The sequence below is a fragment of the Micromonospora sp. DT68 genome, from assembly GCF_049847245.1.
GTDB lineage: Bacteria > Actinomycetota > Actinomycetes > Mycobacteriales > Micromonosporaceae > Micromonospora > Micromonospora profundi.
Map to the genome: position 1 here is coordinate 119,478 of NZ_JBNCNZ010000013.1, position 19,623 is coordinate 139,100.

General features: G+C 70.0%; 23 protein-coding genes and 2 pseudogenes. 17 read left to right on the forward strand and 8 right to left on the reverse strand.

Annotated elements, in window-relative coordinates:
- The first annotated feature begins 5 nt into the window (after window positions 1-5).
- On the forward strand, window positions 6-983 hold the full coding sequence (locus ACPXB1_RS22420) for a phosphotransferase family protein (RefSeq protein WP_425735743.1): 978 nt from the start codon (window positions 6-8) through the stop codon (window positions 981-983).
- Window positions 984-1,158: 175 nt separating this feature from the next.
- Window positions 1,159-1,425, forward strand: coding sequence for a 30S ribosomal protein S20 (rpsT, locus tag ACPXB1_RS22425; protein ID WP_252417947.1), 267 nt, complete (start codon window positions 1,159-1,161; stop codon window positions 1,423-1,425).
- A 127-nt stretch (window positions 1,426-1,552) separates the two neighbouring features.
- Here the strand turns inward: rpsT and ACPXB1_RS22430 are convergent, their stop codons facing one another.
- The 3 genes and pseudogenes from ACPXB1_RS22430 to ACPXB1_RS22440 form a co-directional block, all read right to left on the reverse strand.
- Window positions 1,553-1,969 (reverse strand): hypothetical protein, encoded by a 417-nt coding sequence (locus ACPXB1_RS22430; protein ID WP_355598008.1) that lies wholly within the window; start codon window positions 1,967-1,969, stop codon window positions 1,553-1,555.
- Window positions 1,966-2,946 (reverse strand): DNA polymerase III subunit delta, encoded by a 981-nt coding sequence (gene holA / locus ACPXB1_RS22435; RefSeq protein WP_355598076.1) that lies wholly within the window; start codon window positions 2,944-2,946, stop codon window positions 1,966-1,968. The genes ACPXB1_RS22430 and holA overlap by 4 nt, the downstream gene beginning before the upstream one ends.
- Before the next feature lie 306 nt (window positions 2,947-3,252).
- A pseudogene (locus tag ACPXB1_RS22440) lies at window positions 3,253-4,848 on the reverse strand (ComEC/Rec2 family competence protein); the annotation flags it as partial.
- Window positions 4,849-4,953: 105 nt separating this feature from the next.
- On the opposite strand from ACPXB1_RS22440, the gene ACPXB1_RS22445 reads away from it, so the two are divergent.
- From ACPXB1_RS22445 to ACPXB1_RS22465, 5 genes are read left to right on the forward strand one after another with little or no spacing between them, the layout of a single operon-like run.
- Complete coding sequence (locus ACPXB1_RS22445; RefSeq protein WP_425735744.1) at window positions 4,954-5,517, forward strand: helix-turn-helix domain-containing protein; 564 nt, start codon at window positions 4,954-4,956, stop codon at window positions 5,515-5,517.
- Complete coding sequence (locus ACPXB1_RS22450; RefSeq protein WP_425735745.1) at window positions 5,514-5,678, forward strand: hypothetical protein; 165 nt, start codon at window positions 5,514-5,516, stop codon at window positions 5,676-5,678. Before ACPXB1_RS22445 ends, ACPXB1_RS22450 begins: the two co-directional genes overlap by 4 nt.
- Window positions 5,675-6,457: an ABC transporter permease gene (locus tag ACPXB1_RS22455; RefSeq protein WP_425735746.1), complete on the forward strand. Its 783-nt coding sequence runs from the start codon at window positions 5,675-5,677 to the stop codon at window positions 6,455-6,457. The genes ACPXB1_RS22450 and ACPXB1_RS22455 overlap by 4 nt, the downstream gene beginning before the upstream one ends.
- Window positions 6,454-8,208 (forward strand): helicase HerA domain-containing protein, encoded by a 1,755-nt coding sequence (locus ACPXB1_RS22460; RefSeq protein WP_425735747.1) that lies wholly within the window; start codon window positions 6,454-6,456, stop codon window positions 8,206-8,208. Before ACPXB1_RS22455 ends, ACPXB1_RS22460 begins: the two co-directional genes overlap by 4 nt.
- Window positions 8,205-8,549, forward strand: coding sequence for a hypothetical protein (locus ACPXB1_RS22465; protein WP_425735748.1), 345 nt, complete (start codon window positions 8,205-8,207; stop codon window positions 8,547-8,549). The genes ACPXB1_RS22460 and ACPXB1_RS22465 overlap by 4 nt, the downstream gene beginning before the upstream one ends.
- Before the next feature lie 62 nt (window positions 8,550-8,611).
- Here ACPXB1_RS22465 and ACPXB1_RS22470 read toward each other — a convergent pair whose 3' ends face one another.
- Window positions 8,612-8,797 carry a hypothetical protein gene (locus tag ACPXB1_RS22470; protein ID WP_425735749.1) on the reverse strand — a complete coding sequence of 62 codons (186 nt, stop codon included), beginning with the start codon at window positions 8,795-8,797 and terminating at the stop codon, window positions 8,612-8,614.
- A 226-nt stretch (window positions 8,798-9,023) separates the two neighbouring features.
- Here ACPXB1_RS22470 and ACPXB1_RS22475 point away from each other — a divergent pair, with 226 nt between their 5' ends.
- The 10 genes from ACPXB1_RS22475 (at window position 9,024) to ACPXB1_RS22520 (ending at window position 15,243) form a co-directional block, all read left to right on the forward strand.
- On the forward strand, window positions 9,024-9,182 hold the full coding sequence (locus ACPXB1_RS22475; RefSeq protein WP_245241255.1) for a hypothetical protein: 159 nt from the start codon (window positions 9,024-9,026) through the stop codon (window positions 9,180-9,182).
- Between the two features lie 294 nt (window positions 9,183-9,476).
- Window positions 9,477-9,665, forward strand: a complete 189-nt coding sequence (locus ACPXB1_RS22480) for a hypothetical protein (protein ID WP_167943040.1) — start codon at window positions 9,477-9,479, stop codon at window positions 9,663-9,665.
- Window positions 9,666-9,802: 137 nt separating this feature from the next.
- On the forward strand, window positions 9,803-9,964 hold the full coding sequence (locus ACPXB1_RS22485; RefSeq protein ID WP_425735750.1) for a hypothetical protein: 162 nt from the start codon (window positions 9,803-9,805) through the stop codon (window positions 9,962-9,964).
- A complete protein-coding gene (locus tag ACPXB1_RS22490; RefSeq protein WP_167943038.1) occupies window positions 9,961-10,176 on the forward strand; it encodes a hypothetical protein in 216 nt (71 codons plus the stop codon). Before ACPXB1_RS22485 ends, ACPXB1_RS22490 begins: the two co-directional genes overlap by 4 nt.
- Window positions 10,173-10,853 (forward strand): hypothetical protein, encoded by a 681-nt coding sequence (locus tag ACPXB1_RS22495; protein WP_167943037.1) that lies wholly within the window; start codon window positions 10,173-10,175, stop codon window positions 10,851-10,853. Before ACPXB1_RS22490 ends, ACPXB1_RS22495 begins: the two co-directional genes overlap by 4 nt.
- Before the next feature lie 250 nt (window positions 10,854-11,103).
- Complete coding sequence (locus ACPXB1_RS22500) at window positions 11,104-11,325, forward strand: hypothetical protein (RefSeq protein ID WP_167943036.1); 222 nt, start codon at window positions 11,104-11,106, stop codon at window positions 11,323-11,325.
- A gap of 51 nt (window positions 11,326-11,376) precedes the next feature.
- Window positions 11,377-11,796: a hypothetical protein gene (locus ACPXB1_RS22505; RefSeq protein WP_425735751.1), complete on the forward strand. Its 420-nt coding sequence runs from the start codon at window positions 11,377-11,379 to the stop codon at window positions 11,794-11,796.
- A gap of 127 nt (window positions 11,797-11,923) precedes the next feature.
- On the forward strand, window positions 11,924-13,042 hold the full coding sequence (locus tag ACPXB1_RS22510; RefSeq protein WP_425735752.1) for a hypothetical protein: 1,119 nt from the start codon (window positions 11,924-11,926) through the stop codon (window positions 13,040-13,042).
- A gap of 462 nt (window positions 13,043-13,504) precedes the next feature.
- Window positions 13,505-14,200 (forward strand): hypothetical protein, encoded by a 696-nt coding sequence (locus ACPXB1_RS22515; RefSeq protein WP_425735753.1) that lies wholly within the window; start codon window positions 13,505-13,507, stop codon window positions 14,198-14,200.
- Between the two features lie 500 nt (window positions 14,201-14,700).
- Window positions 14,701-15,243 carry a hypothetical protein gene (locus ACPXB1_RS22520; RefSeq protein ID WP_425735754.1) on the forward strand — a complete coding sequence of 181 codons (543 nt, stop codon included), beginning with the start codon at window positions 14,701-14,703 and terminating at the stop codon, window positions 15,241-15,243.
- A 71-nt stretch (window positions 15,244-15,314) separates the two neighbouring features.
- On the opposite strand, the gene ACPXB1_RS22525 is transcribed toward ACPXB1_RS22520, so the two are convergent.
- From ACPXB1_RS22525 to ACPXB1_RS22540, 4 genes and pseudogenes are all read right to left on the reverse strand, one after another.
- The gene (locus ACPXB1_RS22525; protein WP_425735755.1) at window positions 15,315-16,778 is read right to left on the reverse strand and encodes a recombinase family protein; all 1,464 of its coding nucleotides are present in this window, start codon (window positions 16,776-16,778) and stop codon (window positions 15,315-15,317) included.
- Between the two features lie 29 nt (window positions 16,779-16,807).
- A pseudogene (locus tag ACPXB1_RS22530) lies at window positions 16,808-17,614 on the reverse strand (ComEC/Rec2 family competence protein); the annotation flags it as partial.
- Window positions 17,611-18,618, reverse strand: coding sequence for a helix-hairpin-helix domain-containing protein (locus tag ACPXB1_RS22535; protein ID WP_425735756.1), 1,008 nt, complete (start codon window positions 18,616-18,618; stop codon window positions 17,611-17,613). The gene ACPXB1_RS22535 and the pseudogene ACPXB1_RS22530, both read right to left, overlap by 4 nt.
- A 153-nt stretch (window positions 18,619-18,771) precedes the next feature.
- A complete protein-coding gene (locus ACPXB1_RS22540; RefSeq protein WP_355598014.1) occupies window positions 18,772-19,620 on the reverse strand; it encodes a DegV family protein in 849 nt (282 codons plus the stop codon).
- Between the last annotated feature and the right edge of the window lie 3 nt (window positions 19,621-19,623).

A 19,623-nucleotide genomic window follows, 5' to 3' on the forward strand; every position in this document is an offset into this window, starting at 1 on the left:
GTGGGGTGTCCTCCCCGCCGCCTCCGCCCCACGCGGGCGTGCCGCGCCCGTCGTGGTCGGCGCTGCCTGCGGCGCTGCGGTACGCGATCGCGGGCCGTCTCGGCGCGGCGGTGCTCGCCGCCCGGGTCGCCTCCGCCGGTTTCAGCGGGGGCTTCGCCGCCGTGCTCGACACCGCCGACGGGGGCAGGGTCTTCGTCAAGGCGGCGGCAAGCGTGGGGCAAGCGCACCTTGTCGACTCGTACGCCCGGGAGGCCGCGATCCTCGACCGGCTGCCGGTCGGCCTGCCGGCGCCCCGCCTCCGGTGGACGCTGTACGACGCCGGCTGGTTCGTGCTCTGCACCGACGCGGTCGACGGGCACAACCCTCGCCGACCCTGGACGCCTGCCGAGATGGAGGCCACGCTCGCCGGGTACGCCGAGGTCGCCGTTGCGCTGGCCGATCCGCCGGCCGCGCTGACGGCGCTCGGCCTGCCGCACCTCGCCGACCTGGCCCGCTCGGACATCCTGTGGTGGGAGGAGGTCGCCGCCGGCCGGGAGCCCGCACCGGCGCTGCCCGTTGCCGCACGGGGCCGGCTGCCCGACCTCGTGGAGCTGGAGTCCCGCCTTCCCCGGTACGCCGCCGGGGCGACCGGGCTGATCCACGGCGACCTGCGGGGAGACAACGTCCTCGTCGACGGGGACGGCCGGGCCTGGTTCTGCGACTGGACCTGGGCGTGTTCCGGGCCGGCCTGGTTCGACGTGGCCGGGCTGCTGCTCAGCGCGTACGCCGACGGGCTGGACGCCGACCGGCTCTTCGCCGCGCACCCGACCACCGCCGATGCGCCCCCGGACGCGCTCGACGCCACCCTGGCTGCGCTTGCCGGCTACTACCTCACCGGGGCGGACGCGGCCCCGGCGACGGTGCCCCCGCACCTCACCGCACACCGGCGACGCAGCGGCGGGCAGGCGCTCGACTGGCTTGCCCGACGTCAGGGCTGGGCGTGACGCGGCCAGGGCGTATTGTGGTCCCCGGCGAGCCGGGGTCGGCCGCTCGGTGGTCGAGCCGTTTTGGCTCGTCCCGGGCGACCTGGTAACCTGGCTCTTCGCGCAGCGTTGACGCATGTTCGTCATCCCGCGCACTTAAGCTGACCAACCCGAGCTATCAAGACGAGGCTGTCGCGTGGCGAACATCAAGTCCCAGATCAAGCGCAACCGGCAGAACGAGAAGGCCCGGCTGCGCAACAAGTCGGTCAAGTCGTCGCTGAAGACCGCCGTCCGGAAGTTCAACGAGGCTGCTGAGGCCGGTGACGTCGAGAAGGCCACCGCTCTCATGCAGGAGGCCTCGCGCAAGCTGGACAAGGCCGTCAGCAAGGGCGTGATCCACTCCAACCAGGCCGCGAACCGCAAGTCCGCGATCGCCAAGCGCGTGGGTGCGCTCTCCGCCTGACGCTCCTGTCAGACTGAATTCGGAAAGCCCCGGACTCCGGTCCGGGGCTTCCGCATATCCAGCGTTCCACCGGACTTCGAGATCTTGGTGAGGAAGCGCCCCTAGAGGGGCCGTTTCTCTCCAAGATCTACTGAGGTTGGGACGGCGGGGGCGCGGGCGCGGCATCCACCACGACTGCTCCAGGCACGCTGTGCGAGATCCACTCGACCCGGGCCCTGCCGACGACAGGCTCCATCTGCCTGCGGAAACGGTCCCGCTCCTGCTCGGGCACGAGCGCTGCGGAACGGACGACTGTCGCGGCCACCATGTCGTTGAGCTTGACCATCGCCGCCACCACAAGCGGCAGCACCAGCACCGCCCACCAGGTGACCAGCTCCGCGAGAGCCAGCAGCACCGCAAGGGCGATGGTGCCCTCGAAGAAGAGGAAGCAGAGCACCCCGCCGGGGTTGACGAACCGCAGACCGAGGAGCCGGGCATAGAGCGGCCGGTAACGCTCCTCGTCGGCCGGGATGGTGGCCCACGCCGTACGGTTCGGCCCCGTCACCGGCTGCTGCCCTGCCGGGCCGCCGCGACCGAGAAGACCGCGCGCTCCAGGGCGTACGCCCTGTCGTCCGAGCCACCCTTGACGGCCGCGTTGCACTCGGCGGCGACCTGCATGGCCCGGACCAACCCCTCCGGGGTCCAGCCCCGCCCCTGCCGCTGCGCCCGCTCGATCTTCCAGGCTGGCATGCCCAGGCTGCTTGCCAGCTGGTACGGGTTACCCCGCCCGGCTGACGCGACGCGGGCCACAGTACGCACCCCGTCGGCCAGCGCGTCCGCGATGGGCACCGGGTCGACGCCGACATGCAGGGCCCACCGCAGCGCCTCCAGCGCCCCGGGCACGTCGCCGACCATCGTGGCGTCCGCCACCGTGAAGCCTGTCACCTCGACCCGACCCCGGTAGTAGCGGGAGACCGTGTCGGCGCTGATCCGCCCGTCGGTGTCGGCGATGAGCTGGGAGCAGGCGGCGGCCAGCTCACGCAGGTCGTTGCCGACCGCCGCGATCAGCGCCTCGGCGGCGTCGTCGGTGCACTTGCCGCCGGCCCGGCGGATCTCGTCACGGACGAAGGCCACCCGCTCACGGTGCCCCTTGAGCTTGGCAGCGGGGACCACGGTGGCACCGGCCGACCGCAGCCCATCGGCGAACGCCTTGCCCTTGGCGCCACCCAGGTGCAGCACCAGCAGCTGGACCTCCGGGTCGGGATTCTTCGCGTACGCCAGCAGCGCTGCGACCAGATCCTTCCGGGCGTCCTGGCCGGAGCGCAGGATGAGCAGCCGCCGCCCGCCGAACAGCGACGGGCTGAGCATCTCGGCGATCTCGCCGACGGTGAGCACGGCTGCCTGGTACTCGCGGACGTCCACCTGGGCGTCGACACCGCGGGCCCGTTCGACGGCTTCGGTCACCGCGCGCGTGGCGAGCAGCTCCTCGTCGCCGAGGACGAGCAGAATGGGGGCGAGGCTGGCCGGGGTCACGTCGCCCATATTCGCACGCCCCACGGCGGGATCGTGCCTGCTCATTCGCCGCCCGGTCGGTGCAGCCCGCACTTAGCGCAAATCCAGACATTCATCTCTATTTACCGCCTAATCCGCAATTCACCCGCCGTTTCCTTGTCGGTGCTGCAATTTCCACGCGCCGCGCCTCGGCGGAGCCCGGGACATTGGCTGTTGCGCTCTCGCGCCCCGCTCGTCGGTCCCGACGGCGATCACCCGCCGATGCCCGCCCGGCGACGCCCGCCCGGCGACGCCCCGCCCGGCGACGCCCGCCCGGCGACGCCCTCACCCGGCGGCCTACGGTGGCCGCCCCGGCGGCACTCCTCGGCGGACCACCGCCACACCCCCGCCGGTACGCACCACCGCCAGGTCGCCGTCGGTGTCGGTCCGCAGCACCCGTGCGCCGCCTCTGCTCAACCGGGCCAACAGACCGGGGTTCGGGTGCCCGTACGTGTTGCCGACCCCGACCGGCACCAGCGCGACGGTCGGGCGGACCGCGTCCAGGAAGCCCTCGTCCTGATACGCCGAGCCGTGGTGGGCAACCTTCAACACATCTGCCCGCAACTGCTCCGGCGTCACCCGCGTCAGTACCGCGTGCTGTTCCTCGGTCTCGGCGTCGCCGGGCAGCAGGATGCGTACTCCGGCGACTGTGGCGCGCAATATCAACGAGTTGTTGTTCGGGTCGGATCTCGTGCCGGCCATTGGATAGGGCGGGCCGAGCACCAGCAGGTCGACCCCGCCGATCGGATGCCGCGCCCCGGCGGTGGTACTCAGCAGCGCCGCCCGCCCGCCGGTCGCCGCAGCGTGCACCGCGTCCCGGCCGCCCGGTGGATCCGCCGACGATGGAGTCAGGACGGCGGCCACCCGCCGGCCCCGGAACACCCCTGCCACCCCGCCCACGTGATCGGCGTGAAAGTGGCTCACCACCAGCAACGACACCTCCCGGACGCCGAGCCGCCGCAGACAGGCGTCCACCGGCCCGGGCTCCGGCCCGGCGTCGACCACCACCGCCCGGCCGGAGGCGACAGGCAGCACCAGGGCGTCGCCCTGACCCACCGCGCAGGCCACCACCACCCACCCGGGCGGCGGCCAGCCCGTGGCCAACAGCCGGACCGGGAGCGCGCCGACAAGCGCGGCGACGGCGACGACCGCCACCAGCCGGCGTACCAGCGGCCGGCGTACGGCGATCAGCAGCGCAACGGTCAGGGCGGCCAGTAGCAGGGCACCGGCCGCCCCACCCGGCCAGGGCAGCGTGCCGGCCGGCAGGCGGGCACCGTGGCGGGCGATGACGACAAGCCACCAGGCCGGCCAGCTCGCCAGCCACGCGAGGAACTCGGCACCGGACGGCCAGACCGGTGACAGCACGGCCGCCGCCACGCCCAGCACCGTCGCCGGTGCGATGGCCGGCACCGCCAGCAGGTTGGCCGGCACCGCCACCAGGCTGACAGTGCTGGAGATCGCGGCGACGACCGGCCCGCAGGCGACCTGGGCCGCCGCCGGCACCGCCAACGCCTCGGCCAGCCCACCCGGGACGCCCCTGCGGCGCAGCCCGTCCCGCCAGCGCGGGGCGAGGAGCAGCAGGCCACCGGTGGCCAGAACGGACAGCGCGAACCCGGCGTCGCCTGCCAACTCGGGGTCGACAAGCACCAGCACCGTGATCGCGGCGGCCAACGCGGGCAGCGCGGCCCGGGGGCGACCGGCGGCCAGCGCGGCGAGCCCGATCGCTCCCATCGTGGCGGCCCGTACGACACTCGGCGACGGGCGCACCAGGATGACGAAGCCCACGAGCGCCACCCCGCAGAGCCCTGCGGCGAGCCACGGGCCGGCGCGTGCCCAGCGGGCCAGCAGCAGCACCGCTCCCACGACGATTGCCACGTTGCTCCCAGTGAACGCGACTTGGGGAGGTGAGTACAAGAACGGCCGGGGCGGGTGCTGCGAACACCCGATCTCCCCGGCCCTGGCCGACAGTGGAGGTCGACCACCTTGAGCGTACGTGTCATGTCCTGGGTCTGGGACAACAGCCCCGTAGGCGGAACTGAGCGCCTTGTCCTGCTGGCTATCGCTGACTGTGCTGCCGATGACGGCAGCAACGCATGGCCGAGCATCGCCACCCTTGCCCGGAAGACCCGGGTTGACAGCCGGACCGTTCAGCGGGTGATCCGTCGCCTTGCCGACGACGGTCACCTACTGGTGAACGCGACGACCGGCGGACGGAAGTCGAACACCTACACCGTTGTGATGGCCGGTCCCGACCCCCGGCAGCCTGCCATCCCTGGCGATACGCCACCCCCGGCAGACGACCACCGCTCCCCCGGTCCTGTGCCACGGCAGCCCCGGCGTAGCTCTGTCACCCGAACGTCCTTTACCCATCCTGGAGCCTCAAGCCGCGCAAGCGCGGGAGAGACCTCTCCGAGGATCAACGGCAAGAGAACCTTCACCCCCCGCGCTCTCACTGGTGCCGCTCTGCCTGTCGCTGGCATCGAGCAGTGCCCGAGGCACCGGGGTAGCTCGGCTACCAACTGCGGCCCGTGCCGCTCCGAGGCTCTGGCCGGTGGCCGATGAACGCCACCGCTGCCTACGCGCTCGCCCTGGTCCTCATCGGCGGACCGCTCTCGATGCTCGCCCCGTTCGTGATCGCCCGACGGCTGGTTGAGCGGCACGCAGAGCAGGTCGCCACCGACACCACCCCTCGCACCAACGCTCAGGAGCTGATCAACCGATGACCACCGCCACCGTTCCCAGCGCGTACCCGCGTCCCGTCGCAGACCTGCTCCCCGCTGTGCGGGAACTGGCCGACAGGCTCGGCGAGATCCCCTCGCGGAACCAGATCATGCGTGAGTTCAAGGTGGGTGCGCCCAAGGCTCAGGCTGTCCGGCTGGCCCTGGTTGCCGAGCCCATCACGCTGCCCGATGAGACCGAGGCTGAGCCTGCCTCGGATCCATGGGAGTACGCCGAGCCCGCCCCGGTTGCGCCGGTCCTGCCGGTTGAGCCGGTCGCCGACCCGTTGCCCGAGGTCGACCAGGTTGGACACTCGCCGGTCACCACCGACACCGCCCCGGTTCCCAGCAAGGCACGTCGACTGGCTACCTGGCCGGTCATCTTCATCGCTCTCCCCGCGTTCGTCGCCATCTGGTCCGGGTGGGTTGGTCTCGGCGGACTCACCGGGTTCGGGGTGGTCCACCCGCTGCCGGGCATCTGGGACTCGCTGAGCATCAACACCGCGATCACGCTCCCAATCGGTGTGGAGGTCTACGCCGCGTACGCCTTGCGGGCCTGGCTGTCGGGCACCGGGTCTCCCCGGGCTACCCGGTTCGCCAAGTGGTCCGCCATCGGGTCTCTGCTGATCGGTGCGGCCGGTCAGGTGGCGTACCACCTGCTCGTTGCCGCCGGCATCACGTCTGCCCCGTGGCAGATCACCACCCTGGTTGCCTGCCTGCCGGTCGCCGTGCTCGGCATGGCTGCCGCTCTGGCTCACCTGTCGCACGAGGGGAGCGACCAGTGACCGAACTTGAGCGAGCGATCCGCCGGCTGCGGCGCAAGCACACAGTCTCCCGCGTGGCGTATCGGTACCTGTCTGGTCGGCCGCTCAGCGGCAAGCCTGGCTACCCGTACCGCCACCGGGGGCCGGGCCGGCTGGCCGGCTGGCAGCGTCAGGTGATCCGGCTCAGCGTGCCGGCTACGGCTGCACTGGCCGTGGCTCAACCCGAGCAGGTCGGCTCACTGGTTGGCTCGGCTGCCCTGGTCGCCGGCTACCGGGCACGCCGCCGGTTCACGATGCGCCGGTTCAACCGGGAGTACGTGACTCCGACCCTGGCTGCCCTTGCCCCGGCGATGGGTCTACAGACCGGCGTGAGCCTGCACGTCGATCCGTCGTTGGGCAACCTCACTCCCCGGCTGGCGAAACCGCTGAGCCCGGCTGAGACAGCCGTCCGCACCTGGTACGGCGAGCGGGTAGAGCCCGCGATCCGCTGGCTTCCCGAGCGGGCACAGCGGGCAGCCTGGTCGATCCAGCGCAAGGCCGAGCCGATCACGTCTCGGCTGGCTGTGTTCCGTCGGCCGGTCGATGGCGACCAGGGTCCGCGTATCGAGCTGGTCGCCGACACCCCGTACCTGACCAGGGAACAGCGTCAGTTGGTGTCGTCCATCATCGGCAGCAAGATCCCCGTTGCCGACCTGGTCGAGTCGTGGCACCAGGTTGGCCCCCGGGTGCGGGCTACCTGGACTGTGCGCAAGCGTCCCCCTGCTCGGGTTGGTGTGGACCAGGTCGCCGAGCACCTGCCCCGGCTGGCCGAGTGGGAGTTCTACATCGGGCAAGGCGCGGGCGATCGGCCGGTCACCCTGTCCCTGCGGGACGACTCGCCCCACCTCGCCGTGTCTGCGGGAACGGGCGCGGGCAAGAGCGTTCTTGCCGAGCTGGTTGCCGTTCAGGTGCTCGCCCGTGGCGGACGGGTGGTCATCCTCGACCGCAAGGGTTCCCACCGTTGGGCGCTCGGGTTGGCCGGGGTCGACTACTGCACCAAGCCCGCGCAGATGCATGACGCCCTGGTGCGCCTCGCCGTTCTGGCCGACGAGCGGAACAGCCTCGCCCTGCACGCCCCGGAAGACTGGGATCCCGGTCCCCGCGTGCTGGTCATCTGCGAGGAGTTGAACGCGACCATCGGGCAGCTCGTCAACTTCTGGGCCGAGGCACGCGGCAAGGGTGACCCGAAGCGGTCCCCCGCCGTGTCGGCTCTGGCTGACCTTCTCTTCATGGGTCGCAGCGCCAAGGTCAACGTGCTGGCCATCGCGCAGATGCTGACCGCTCGGGCGATCGGCGGACCCGAGGCGCGGGAGAACTTCGGCATCCGCTGCCTGGCTCGCTACACGGCGAACAACTGGAAGATGCTGGTCCCCGAGGCAGCCATGCCCCGGGCATCCCGCACCCTCGGACGGTGGCAGATCGTGATCGGTGGTCAGGCGACAGAGACTCAGGTCGCCTACCTCACCGCTGCCGAGGCTCGGGAGTTGGCTTGTCCCCGGTCCTCGGGGACATCCGAGGTCAGCGGCCCATCAAGCCCTGCCGGGGACTTCCTGACGCTGCGGCAGGCAGCCGAGGCAGGAGTCATCCCGTGGAAGCTCGACGCAGCCAAGAAGCGACTACAGCGCGGAGTCGGCGAGGTGCCAACCCCGAGGGGCAAGGACGGGAACGCCGACCTGTACGCGAGAGCAGACCTCGCCCGCTGGGCAGAGACCGGAGAGAGGATCAGCCAGTGATCGAAACCATCACCTACGCCGACCACGTTGCCCACCTCGACCCGATGACCGGCGAGGGTCTGTTGATCCTCCCCCGCGTTGCCGACGACATCGACCCGCTTGCCGGTCCGGTCACCTTGCAGGCTGCCGGCTGGGATCACGCGATCAGGGATCTCGGCCAGCGAGGCTGGCAGCCGACCGAGGATGACGATGGGGACCTGGTCCACGTTGGCACCACGGTTGACGGTCGGCCGGTGGTCGGTCTGTACGGGGAGCACCCCGTGATCTCTGAGCCGAGCGTCGACCAGGCGGCCGAGTCGTGGCGGGAGTTGCTTGCCGTCGCCCTGGTCGTCACCGAGTAGCCGAGCAACGAAGATGCCCCGGCACCCATCACGGGTGACCGGGGCGCTTTCGTCGTATCGGGTCAGTCAGCCTGGTCGGGTCGGTGCTCAGCGATCCAGCGGGCAACATCCCGCCGACGCCACACCTTGCCCATGGCGAGCGTGGCGACCGGGTCAGGGAACCCCTTGGTATTCGTGATCACGTTGACACGCTGCCGGCTGATCCCGCCGAGCATGTCTCGGATCTCCGCTACGCCGACCAGGTCCACACCCGTTGACGGTAGGCAGCGGCGAGCGTCGGTAACGGAACAACGTCATGAACCGTTGACGGTTGACCTAGTCGAGCGACAGCATGTGAGCATGCCGTCACGCCATCTTCCCTCTGGCCACTGCCTGCCGATCTCCGCAGGGCACGCACCCATCCGCCCGATCTGACACTGCCGCCGAGGCTGCGGCGTCTGGCCGTGCCCAACTGCTCGGCTGACCTTGCGCGCCGTGTTCCACGATGACCCGGTCGGGTTGTCGATCGAGATGGCCGGCTGCCTGTTCGACGCGACCGGGGACCTGCTCAAGCTCAACCCCAACGAGGTGCCCGGACCTGACGCACTGTTCGTCAGGTTCATCGGGTGGACTCGTCGAGGCATCCCCCGGTAGAGCGGGCCTGCGGCCCGCTGAGAGCCACGCTGCCGGGCGAACGGTTGGCGGGGGTAGTCAGGTGTAGGTGTCGAGCGTCAACGACGCTGAGAGGCTGCCAGCGGGTTTCGGTGAGGCGCGTCACAAGGACCACTAAAACCCCCAAGATCAACCCGTCTTACTTGTGTAGGGCATCTCGCCCGACCACCTGAGCACACCCACACAGCCCGTACCCGATCAGGGGTGCGGGCACTTTCTGTTGGCCCTGACCAGGGATGCGACCACATCCCACCCGCACCGAAGGAGGAACCACCAGTGCACGTCATCGACGGCATCACGTACCTGACCACCGCCGAGACCGCAGCTCGACTCGGGCTGAGCATCGGCACGCTCTCGAACCAGCGGACCGAACACCGCTCCCCGATGAAGTGGGCCCGCCTACTCGGCGCGGTCGTCTACCCCCTGGCCGAGGTCGAGCGGTACGCCCGGGAGATCGGCCGTTGAGCGAACACCTCCGAGAGATCGCACAGCGCCTCGCCGAGGCGGCACCACCCCTCACACCCGACCAGCGAGCCCGGCTGCGCGGCCTGCTCGGCGGCGGCGAGTGAACCAGCCAACCCGACCTGACACGGAGTCAGCCAGTGACGACCTTGCCCACCACCCACATCGAGCCCGAGACCTTCCGCCGACTGCGCAACCTGCTCGACCCGACCAGCCGGCAGCGGATGGCGGACGTACTCCACCGGCTGGCCAGCCTTCCCCGCTGGACCCAGGACGACGACCAGGAGGTGACCGAGCAGTGAGCCGGCGCAAGCGCGACCACCGGGCAGCCAAGCCAGCAACGATGACCAGTCCCCCGTTCCGCATGACGGTCGAGGAGTGGGCACGGGACACCGGGTTGACCGTCGATCAAGTCCGCGAGGACATCGACGCACTGATCGTCAAGGGTTGGCTGATCCCCCTCGCCCCCGATACGTGGGTCCTGACGGTCCCGCAGGAAGCCGCAGCATCGTGAGCAAGCACAAGAGCGCCGACACGTTCGACGTGCTCGGCACCATGCGTACCGTCCGGGCAGACGAGAAGCTGAGCGCCAGCCAGAAGGCAATGATCGTGTTCGCCGCGCTGCGGACGAACAACGCCGACGGCAAGGTGAGGGCAAGCCTGGAGATGATCGCCGACGACGCCGGGCTCTCCCGCAAGACGGCACACCGAGCGTTCGGCGAGGATCAGCCCGAGGTGATGAAGTACTTCCGGCAGGTCGAGCGCACCCGGCGACGGGTTGATCTCTGGTTCAACCTTCGGCCCGACCGGGTTGCCGAGAGGGACACAAAGTCCCACTCGCAGAACGAGACCACCGAGCCGAGAGGGACACAGAGTCCCACTCGCGAGAGGGTCAGCGAGTCTCGCTCGGGGCCGAGTGGGACATCCTGTCCGCCGAGAGGGACACAGAGTCCCACTGAGAGGGACACAGAGTCCCACCATCTACCTCCCTCTACTTCTACATCTACAGAGACCCCCGCTCTCGGGATCTTCACCAGACCGAGCGAGGTCGAGGTTCCCGAGGTTGTCGAGCCTTCCGTGTGGGACCTGGTTGAACCACCCACGCCGGCCACGCCGGCCGAGCCGGTCAAGGTCGAACCCTCCAGGCCGACTGCCGATGTCTGGGCTCTGGCACTCGCTGAGAAGCCCTAGCCCTGTGGCGCTGTGCGCTACGCGCGCCGTGCCGCTGCGCTCCCGATGACCAGGCAGCGGCGAAGAGATAGAGGCCCCGGAGGGGCCATCACCAGACAACCCGCTGACCGGATAGTGCCCCGCTCGCGCGGGGCTTTCGTCGTTCTGCCGCTGATCTTTCTGCCGCCGCAGAGGCACCGGAGGTGCTGACGCTGACGCACCGGACCGCAGCGCCGCAGAGCAACCAACCCACGAACAGGAGAACCACCGCGTGACCAAGCTGTCCAAGAAGGAACGCGAGGCTGCCCGCAACCTTGCCGAGCAGCGATGGGCGCTCGCCCACGATGCCAAGCGCAACGCGGCTGACCGACTCGCTCGGATCCAAGCCGATCCCGAGTCCACTGCCGCCGAGATCACCGAGGCAACCGAGTCACTGAGCAAGGCGACCGCGCTCTACCGCTCCGCTCAGGCTGCCGCCCGGTCTGCCGGCTGACCACCCCTCACGACGAACAGGAGACCCCTACCCGTGACCAACCCTCGCCGCTTGCCTCGAACCCGCACCTACCCCGAGCCGGACATGATCCTGCCGACGCTTGTCTCTCAGGTGCTCGCCAGCGCGTACCCCGGGGCTGACGTTCAGCCGTCCGCCATCCGTGGGATGACCCACACCCCCGAGGTGCTGCCTGCCGTCCGCCTACGCCCCCGGGGTAACGCCTGGTCCGCCGATGGCCGGATGACGGGTCGGCTGGTGGTCGTCACCTTCATTGAAGGCAGCACCCCGATGGTCATCGACCCGATGAGCCTGGTCGACCCGACGACCGGTGACGTACTCCCCCGGTACATGGCTGGGCTCGACGGCGTGTCGATGAAGCTGCGCACCGTCTCCCGCAAGCGCATCGGCAACAAGGTCGACCACCTGCCGACCTACGCGGCTCACTACTGGGGCTGTGCAGTCACCCTCTGACCACCTACACCTACCCCCAAACCCTGCCCGTTCATCGCTCAGCGGCGATCTCAGCGGGCTACAGCACCACCACCTACGGGCCGGCTACCTGCCGGCCCTTCTCTGTATCCGAAGGAGCACAACCACCGTGGCTACCAAGTCCAACCGCACCACCGCCCGCACCGCTACCGAGGCCGCTCGGGAGAAGCTGACCGAGGCTCGCGCCCTGGTCGACCAGCGGCAGGCCGAGCACGAGCACGCCGAAGAGACCGAGGCTGAGTTGATCACCCGGCTGACCCGTGGTGACGCCAGCGTGAGCGCGCTCGACCTGCTGACCGCTCGCGCTGAGATCGAGCGGACCGGCTACCTGATCGAGGCGGCGCGCAAGGCGATCAAGCCGGCTGAGAAGGCGCTCAACTCGGCGCAGGCGACCGACAACCCGACGCTTGCCCGGTTCGTCGCTGAGCGGATCGAGGCCGACCCGTTCGCGTTCGGCCTGTTCGGTCTGACGGTCACGGTCAACGCCGACGACCGCAGCAAGCCGGGTGTGTACGTCAACCAGGCGACGGCGACGAAGGCCAACCCGCAGACCGGCGTCATGTCCGGCGCGGTGACCGTTACCGTCGTCACCCCGAACGGTCAGCCGATCGACGGCGCTGCGATCCTGGCTGGTCTCGCTGCCATCGAGGCGAGCGGCAACGGCCAGGTGAGCACCAACGCCAGCCCGAGCCCTGCCGGGGTGACGGTCGATGTTCGGCTGACCAACATCAAGCCGGACGTGCCGACCCTGGCAACCTCGGTCGACAGCGAGGCTCTGCGGAACTTCGGCCTGGACCTGGTCGGCGCGATCACCAAGCAGGGCGGCACGGTCGACCTGAGCAACGCCGACCAGTACGGCGGCGGCATGTTCGGGAACACCCGGGGCAGCTTCGACAACCGGGCCAGCCGGATCCTGTCGGGGCTCAACTCTTCGACCGTCGTCAACACCGAGCAGGACGACGACCAGGAGCGGCGCACCGTTCGGGTTGAGTTCGACCTGACCTCCCGCTACTACGGCAGCCAGGAGCTGAGCGAGTTCACCCGCAACGGCATCAAGAGCCTGGTTGGTGAGATCGCCGCTGGCATCGGCCGGGTTGAGTCCGCCCGCGTGGTGAGCGACCAGGTAGCCACCGAGGCGAACAAGCCGGGGCGAGAGTTCTCCAACTACCAGCAGGTCAACGGCAGCGTGGTCGTCGAGGTTGTCGCCGTCGCCCGGATCGCCGGCTGACCAACGGGATGACGGGGCAGGCAGGTCCGCGCCTGCCCCTCCCCTGGTGACACGACATGACGAACACGAACCACACCACCGACCAGGGATGCCTGGTTGACGACTGCACCCGACCCCATCGAGCCCGAGGGATGTGCGGGACTCACTACGCGCGCCGTAGGCGCAACGGGCACGGTGACCTACTCGTCGGCCAGGAGTTGAGCGACAACCCGGCGTGCCTTGACTGCGGTCGACCCGTGCCGATCAAGAGCGGCAGGGCTTCCAAGTTCTGCTGCGGCTACCACCGGAACAGGTTCGTACGCAGGCAGCAGAGAGCCGCCCGCTCAGCGCCGCACTGACGGCCGATCACACCACCACCCACACCCACGCAAGGGCACAGGATCTCCCGCCTCTCAGAGCCTCTGAGCGGGTTGACCGAGCCTGCGCCCCTTGCTGTGCACTACCTACAGGAGACGATCCAGAGTGAACACCACCGACCAGATGACCGACCGGGCATGCCAGCACTGCGGCGGCTCGATGGAAGGGAAGCGACCGCAAGCCATCCACTGCGGCGAGCGTTGCCGGGACCAGGCTCGACGGCAGCGTGAGCGGGAAGCCAGGCAGACCGACCCACGACCGCGCGGGAACTACCCGACCAGCCGGCCGAACCAGCGGAAGCACAAGCCAGGCAGCGTCTACGGGCCGCTGACGCTGGTCGAGCGGATCGAGGGTAGCGGCGAGCCTCGGGCTCTGTTCCGCTGCGACTGCGGCAACGTCAAGGCACTGCGCATCGGCAACGTGGCCAGCGGCGTAACCGCCAACTGCACTGACCGGGCCAACCACCCAGACCCCCGGCGCAAGGATGTCCTCACCTACGACGGCGCGCACAACCGGGTGAAGGGCCAGCGAGGCAGCGCCAGCCAGTACACCTGCCGATGCGGCAACCAGGCCGAGCACTGGTCGTACTCCCACGCCGACCACGACCAGGCGCGCATGCCCGAGGGTCGCGAGGCTGGCAAGCCCTACAGCACCAACCCCGACCACTACACCCCGCGCTGCCGTGGCTGCCATGCCCGGTTCGACAACTCGCATCGCCGGATGGCCGGTGGTCCGCTGTCCCTGGTGCACGTCGCGCTGTTCGCGGCGACCCACGACCAGGCCGACGAGGTCTGCGCATGAGCCGCGAGGAACACCGTTACACCGGCCCGGCCTGCGGGTGGTGCGGTGATCCCTTGCCAGGAGATGCCGGTTACCTTCGGGAGTTCTGCAACGCAACCTGCCGGCAGCGCAACCACCGGGCGATGAAGCGGGCTGGCCTGCGGTAGGCCAGGCAGGCGGGGGTGCTGGGGCAACCTGGCACCCCGCCAGCCCATCGACTTCCTATCGGTGGCACCGCATTTTTTGGTGCCTCACCGGGGAAAGACCCCCTAGTCAGGGCGGTTTCGGGGTGTCACGGCGACTTTGGTACTGGGGCGCGATGGGCGGCGCTAAGACGTAGCGATCCGGCTTCCCGCGCCGAAGGGGTCACACCCCCACCCCATCGACCGAGGCTCCTGCCAACCATGCAGAGATAGGCTTCAAACGCTTGAACCAACTGTGCTTCAATCCCCAACATGAGGACTTATTCGCCGGCTATCACCATTCGGGCAGACCTCGGATGGCAACCAACAGTCTTGGAAGTGAGCAGGTACCTCAAGGACGTCAATGAAATCTGGTCCCTCGCCATGCAGACGGTCCTTCTCGCGGATGACAGTTTTGAGGGCGAATTGGCTCATCGACGACTTGACGACCTCAGGAGCGTCGAACAAGGCCGTGGGCAACGGTGGTACCCCAACGCTTCCGACCGATACTACGCATTCATCGCCGACAACACCCCCTCGGCTCGCGTCTCGCGACTCCAAGTAGCCAGTCCGCTTGAAGCAGTCCTGACGGGGATAGCAACCGGGGTCAGGCCCGTCGGCTACGCCCTGGGCGGCATGATCATCGTGGAACGCATCTTCCGTCTGGTGATGGAATGGCAACGCCATCGCGCCGACCTAGCCGACCGTGAGCCGCCGGCTACCCCGCCAGAGCTGCTGGTTATTAGCAGTGAGGACGCTCGCCGACTGGCGACCGAAGGTGGCCTGAGCGTCCCCCTCCGAAGCGCGAACGAAAGCGCAGCGAACGCTATCAGCGGCGTAGGGCAGTATTACATCATCGAAGTCCGGCAGAGCTCGGTCTAGCCAGCGGAACGGCGGTAGCTACGTTCGCACCCGCACCGCTGTCGGAACCAACGCGATCGTATCGAGAGAGGTCACACCAACCCACGCTCTGCCCACGTCTGCGAGTCACCACGCCAGCGAGAGTTGCCAAGCCGAGCAGGGTCGAGCGAGCGTGCGCCTTGGTACGTCTTGCCCACCCGCAGGTCGAGTAGCAGGGACACCACCTCGCGTTGCTGCCCGATGGTCAGCCGTTCCCACCTCTGCTCAACGTCAGGGCCGACCAGGTCACGAACCAGCGGGGGCACGTCGACGTGCTGTGCCCTGCTCTCGGCTGCATCGATCTCGGCGAGCAACGTCCGCTCGATCGTCGCCAGACCCGTTGGCGAGATCTCGCCGCGTGCGGCTGCGGCGTACCACTCATCGAGCCGGGCTCGCTTCTCTTCGGCCTCCCGCCGAGCGTGCTCAACCTCGCCCATGCCCTCTGCCGGGGCGAGCAGGTTGAGCGCATCCGGGCGAGCCAGCCGAGCCATGAGCACAGCCACCACGAACTGCTCAAGAACCGTTGTCTTCACGCTCACGCAGAACCCAGTGGCGCACAGATAGGCGTAGTGCGTGCGGTTCTTCTGCACCCGCATCCGTGAGCCGCACACATCGCAGGCAGCGGCACCAGAGAGCAGGTGTCGTACGGCTGTGTCCCGCTGAGTCTTCCGCCGAGGATCGGTCAGGATCGAGCGACACACGGCGTACGTCTCATCGTCGAGGATCGCCGGCCAGTCAGCATCCCCGACGATCTTGCCGAGGTGGACCCGCTTCCCGTTGTACCCGGGGTTCTGCAGCATCCGGCCGATCTGGCTGAGTGACCATCCGTTCTCGCCACCGCGCGGTGTGGGGATGCCTCGGGCGTTGAAGTCCTGAGCGATCGAGTAGGACGCTTCCCCGGCAGCTACCCGCCGGGCTGCCTCGCGGACCACTGCGGCTTGTTCCTCGTTCTCGACCTGGGCGATGAAGTTGCCCCGGTCGTCGTAGGTCCGCCGGTACCCGTAGAGCAGCTTCCCGTGTGGCTTGCCGCTGGCAGCCTTGGCGCGAACAGACCTGAGGATGCGCTCTCGCGTCTTCTCACTCTCGTACGCCGAGTCGACGCCATCCTCTGCCAGCGTCCGCCAGTCACGCGGGTTCTCAAGGTCGTACGTCCGTCGATGGGTGACGACATGGATTCGGACCCGACGGCGACGGCAGAGGTTGAGCAACCCTGCCCACCCCTCAAGCTCTCGGCCACCACGCGACGACTCCCAGAGGATCAGCACGTCAACGTGCTCACTCGCGAGGTAGTCGAGCAGCTTGGCGTACTCTTCCCGCTGCTTGCGGGCGTAGCGGCTGGCTGAGCGGTCGTTGTCCACGAACACCCGCGCGACGGTCCATGCATGGTCGGCTGCGTCCTGCTGGCATTCCTGCTCTTGCTCGCCGACCGACCTACGCTGCCGCTTGTCGTCGTCGCTCACCCGCGCGTAGATGACGGCGAGGGTTGCGGCGCGAAGACCCGGTTTCGCTTCTCCCATGACGTGCTACCGTAGCACTACCCCCAACGAACGTTCGCGCCGGAGACGGCATTGAGGTGCGTCATGCCGGTGGCTTGGAAGTCCTCCTCGACGGCGGGTGGCAGGCGGCTGGTGTCGCCCACCACCAGGCCCGGCAACAGCCCACCGGGGTCGTCGGGCAGGGGCGCGCAGGCGCGTTGCAGGCCGGCCCGCAGCGTACCGGCGGCACGCTGCGCCCAGGATGGCGTGCCCTGCCGCTCGGGCGGCCCGGTGGTGCTCAGCACCGCTGCGGTGAGGTCGCCACCGTGCGGTACGCCGAGTCGCCCTTCGGCTGTCACGCGCTGGCCGGGCAGCAGCCCTCGCCACGCCGGGTCGGTGGCAAGGACCAGCAGTCGCACCGATGCGTGGATCCTTTCGCCGTCCGGACCGGTGAGCCGGACCAGCCGGGCCGGTACCAGCAGCATGCCGGGACGCCCGGCGGACCGGATCGAGCGCGGGTCGTCCCGGACGACGAGGTCGGCGGTGACCGGCGCGCGCGCCTCGGACAGGGCCCGGATCGGCGGCGAGTCCCGGACGGCCAGTTGGGCGCTGGTCGCCGCCGCACCGCAGAGCACGCCGAGGCCGACCGCGACGGCGATCCAGCCGTACCGGCGGGTCACTGCCCGGGGCCGCCCGAAGCGGCCGAGCAGGTGCAGGGTGCTCAACGCCGTCAACACCGCCACCACGCCGGCCACCAGCAGCAGCGGGCGGGCACCGACGTGCAGACCGGCGAGCGCGGTGAGCCAGGCGGCGACAGCCAGGCCGGCCAGCCGGAGGTCCGGCGGGGTCGGGTCGCCGACGACGGGCTGGCCGCTCACACCGTCACCAGGTCCTTGAGCTGCTCGTATCGCGCGTCGCCGATCCCGTCGACCTGGCGCAGATCGTCGACGCCCTTGAAGCCGCCATGCTGGTCCCGGTAGGCGAGGATCCGCTGGGCGAGCACCGGCCCCACACCGGGCAGCGAGTCGAGCTGGGCCAGCGTGGCGGTGTTGAGGTTCAGCGGACCGCCGGCGGGCGGCACCCCACCGGCTTCCGGGCCGACCGCGCCGGCCGGCACCGGCGGTGGCGTCACCCCGACCACGATCAGCTCGCCGTCGGTGACCTTGCGGGCGGGGTTGAGCAGCGCCACGTCGACACCGGGCAGCGGGCCACCGGCCGCCTGCACCGCGTCGGCCACCCGCGAACCGGCCGGCAGCCGCACCAGGCCGGGCTTGCGGACCTTGCCCGCGACCGCCACCACCAGCTCGCCGGCACCGGACGCGCTTGCGTCACCCGCCGGGCTGACCGTGGCGACCTCGCCGCCCGGCGGGGTGACCGCCTCCGCGTGCGGCCGGGAACGCCAGGCCCAGCCTGCGGCGGCGAGCACCACGAGCGCGGCGACGACCGCCAGCGCCCGCACACCGCGCCGTCCCGGATCGAACGCTCCCGGACCGGGCAGCGACGACGCGGGCTGGGCCGCAGGGCCGTCCGTCGCCGGCTCCACGTGCGGCACCCCGGCCCGGGGCGGCACCACACCAACCGGTGGGTCGCTCCACGACACCCCGATCGGGGGTACGCCGCTCGGAAGTGACTCGCCCTGCGCCAACAGCGCACCAGGCGAGGCACCCGCGAGCGGCACCTCACCCCATGGCGGCGGCGCACCGACCGACGGCAACGCGCCCGCCGGACCCGCCAAAGGCAGCGCACCCGCCAGCGGGAGAGCGCCTGCCGGAGACAGCCCGCCCACTAGCGGCAGCCCGCTCGCCGGAGGCAACCCGCCCGCCAGCGGGTCGGTCAGCCGGCGCAGGCGCTCGCGTACCTCTGTCTCCTCGTCGTGCGACACGAGGTGACGCTAGGGCGGCGGGCGGTGCTACAGGTCACGCCGCATCCACCCTGTGGACAACGAACGCCACTGTGGACAACGCCCTGATCATGCCTCGATCTGCTATGGGCCGGACGGTCGCCCGAGGAGCGGCGAAGCGGCGAAGAGAGCACCTCAGCTGCGGCGGTGCACGACGACGCAGGCCAGCCCCGGGCCGGCGTGCGCGGCGACGACAGCACCAGCCTCGGAGACGTACGTGTCGTGCAGCCGGTCGCCGAGCCGCTCGGTGAGCGCGGCGAGCAACGCCTCGGCTCGCTGCGGCGCGGCCAGGTGGTGCACACCGAGGTCCACGTCGTCGTCCCCGGCCGCCTCGACGGCCAGGTCCACGAGCCGGGCCACTCCTCGACTGGCGGTGCGGACCTTCTCGCGCAGGACTATCGCCCCGTCCGGCATGTGCATGATCGGTTTGACCGACAGAGCGGTGCCGAACAGCGCTTCGGCCGCGTTGATCCGGCCGCCCCGGCGGAGGAACTCCAACGTGTCGACGTAGAACCAGACGGTCGTACGGGCGACGGCGGCGAGCGCGGCGTCGCGTACACCGTTGAGGTCGGCACCGGCCTCGGCGGCGGTGGCTGCCGCGATGGCCGGGAAGCCGAGCCCCATGCCGGTGGAGCGACTGTCGACGACCTCGACCCGGCCGCCGAAGTCGGCGGCGGCCAGTTGGGCGGCCTCGACGGTGCCGGAAAGGCCTGCGGAGATGTGCACGGAGACGACCCCGTCGGCCCCGGCGTCGAGCAGTTGGCGGTACGTCCGGGCGAACTGCTCGGGCGCTGGCCGGGAGGTGGTCGCCGAGACCCGCCGGCCACTGAGCGCCCGGGTGGCGTCGGCCGGCTGGGTGTCCACCCCCTCCAGCCCCTCCGCACCGTTGAGCACGACGGTCAACGGGACGACGGTCAGGTGGTGGCGCTGCACCAGCTCGGGCGAGAGGTAGGCGGTGGAGTCGGTGACGACCGCGACGGGCATGCC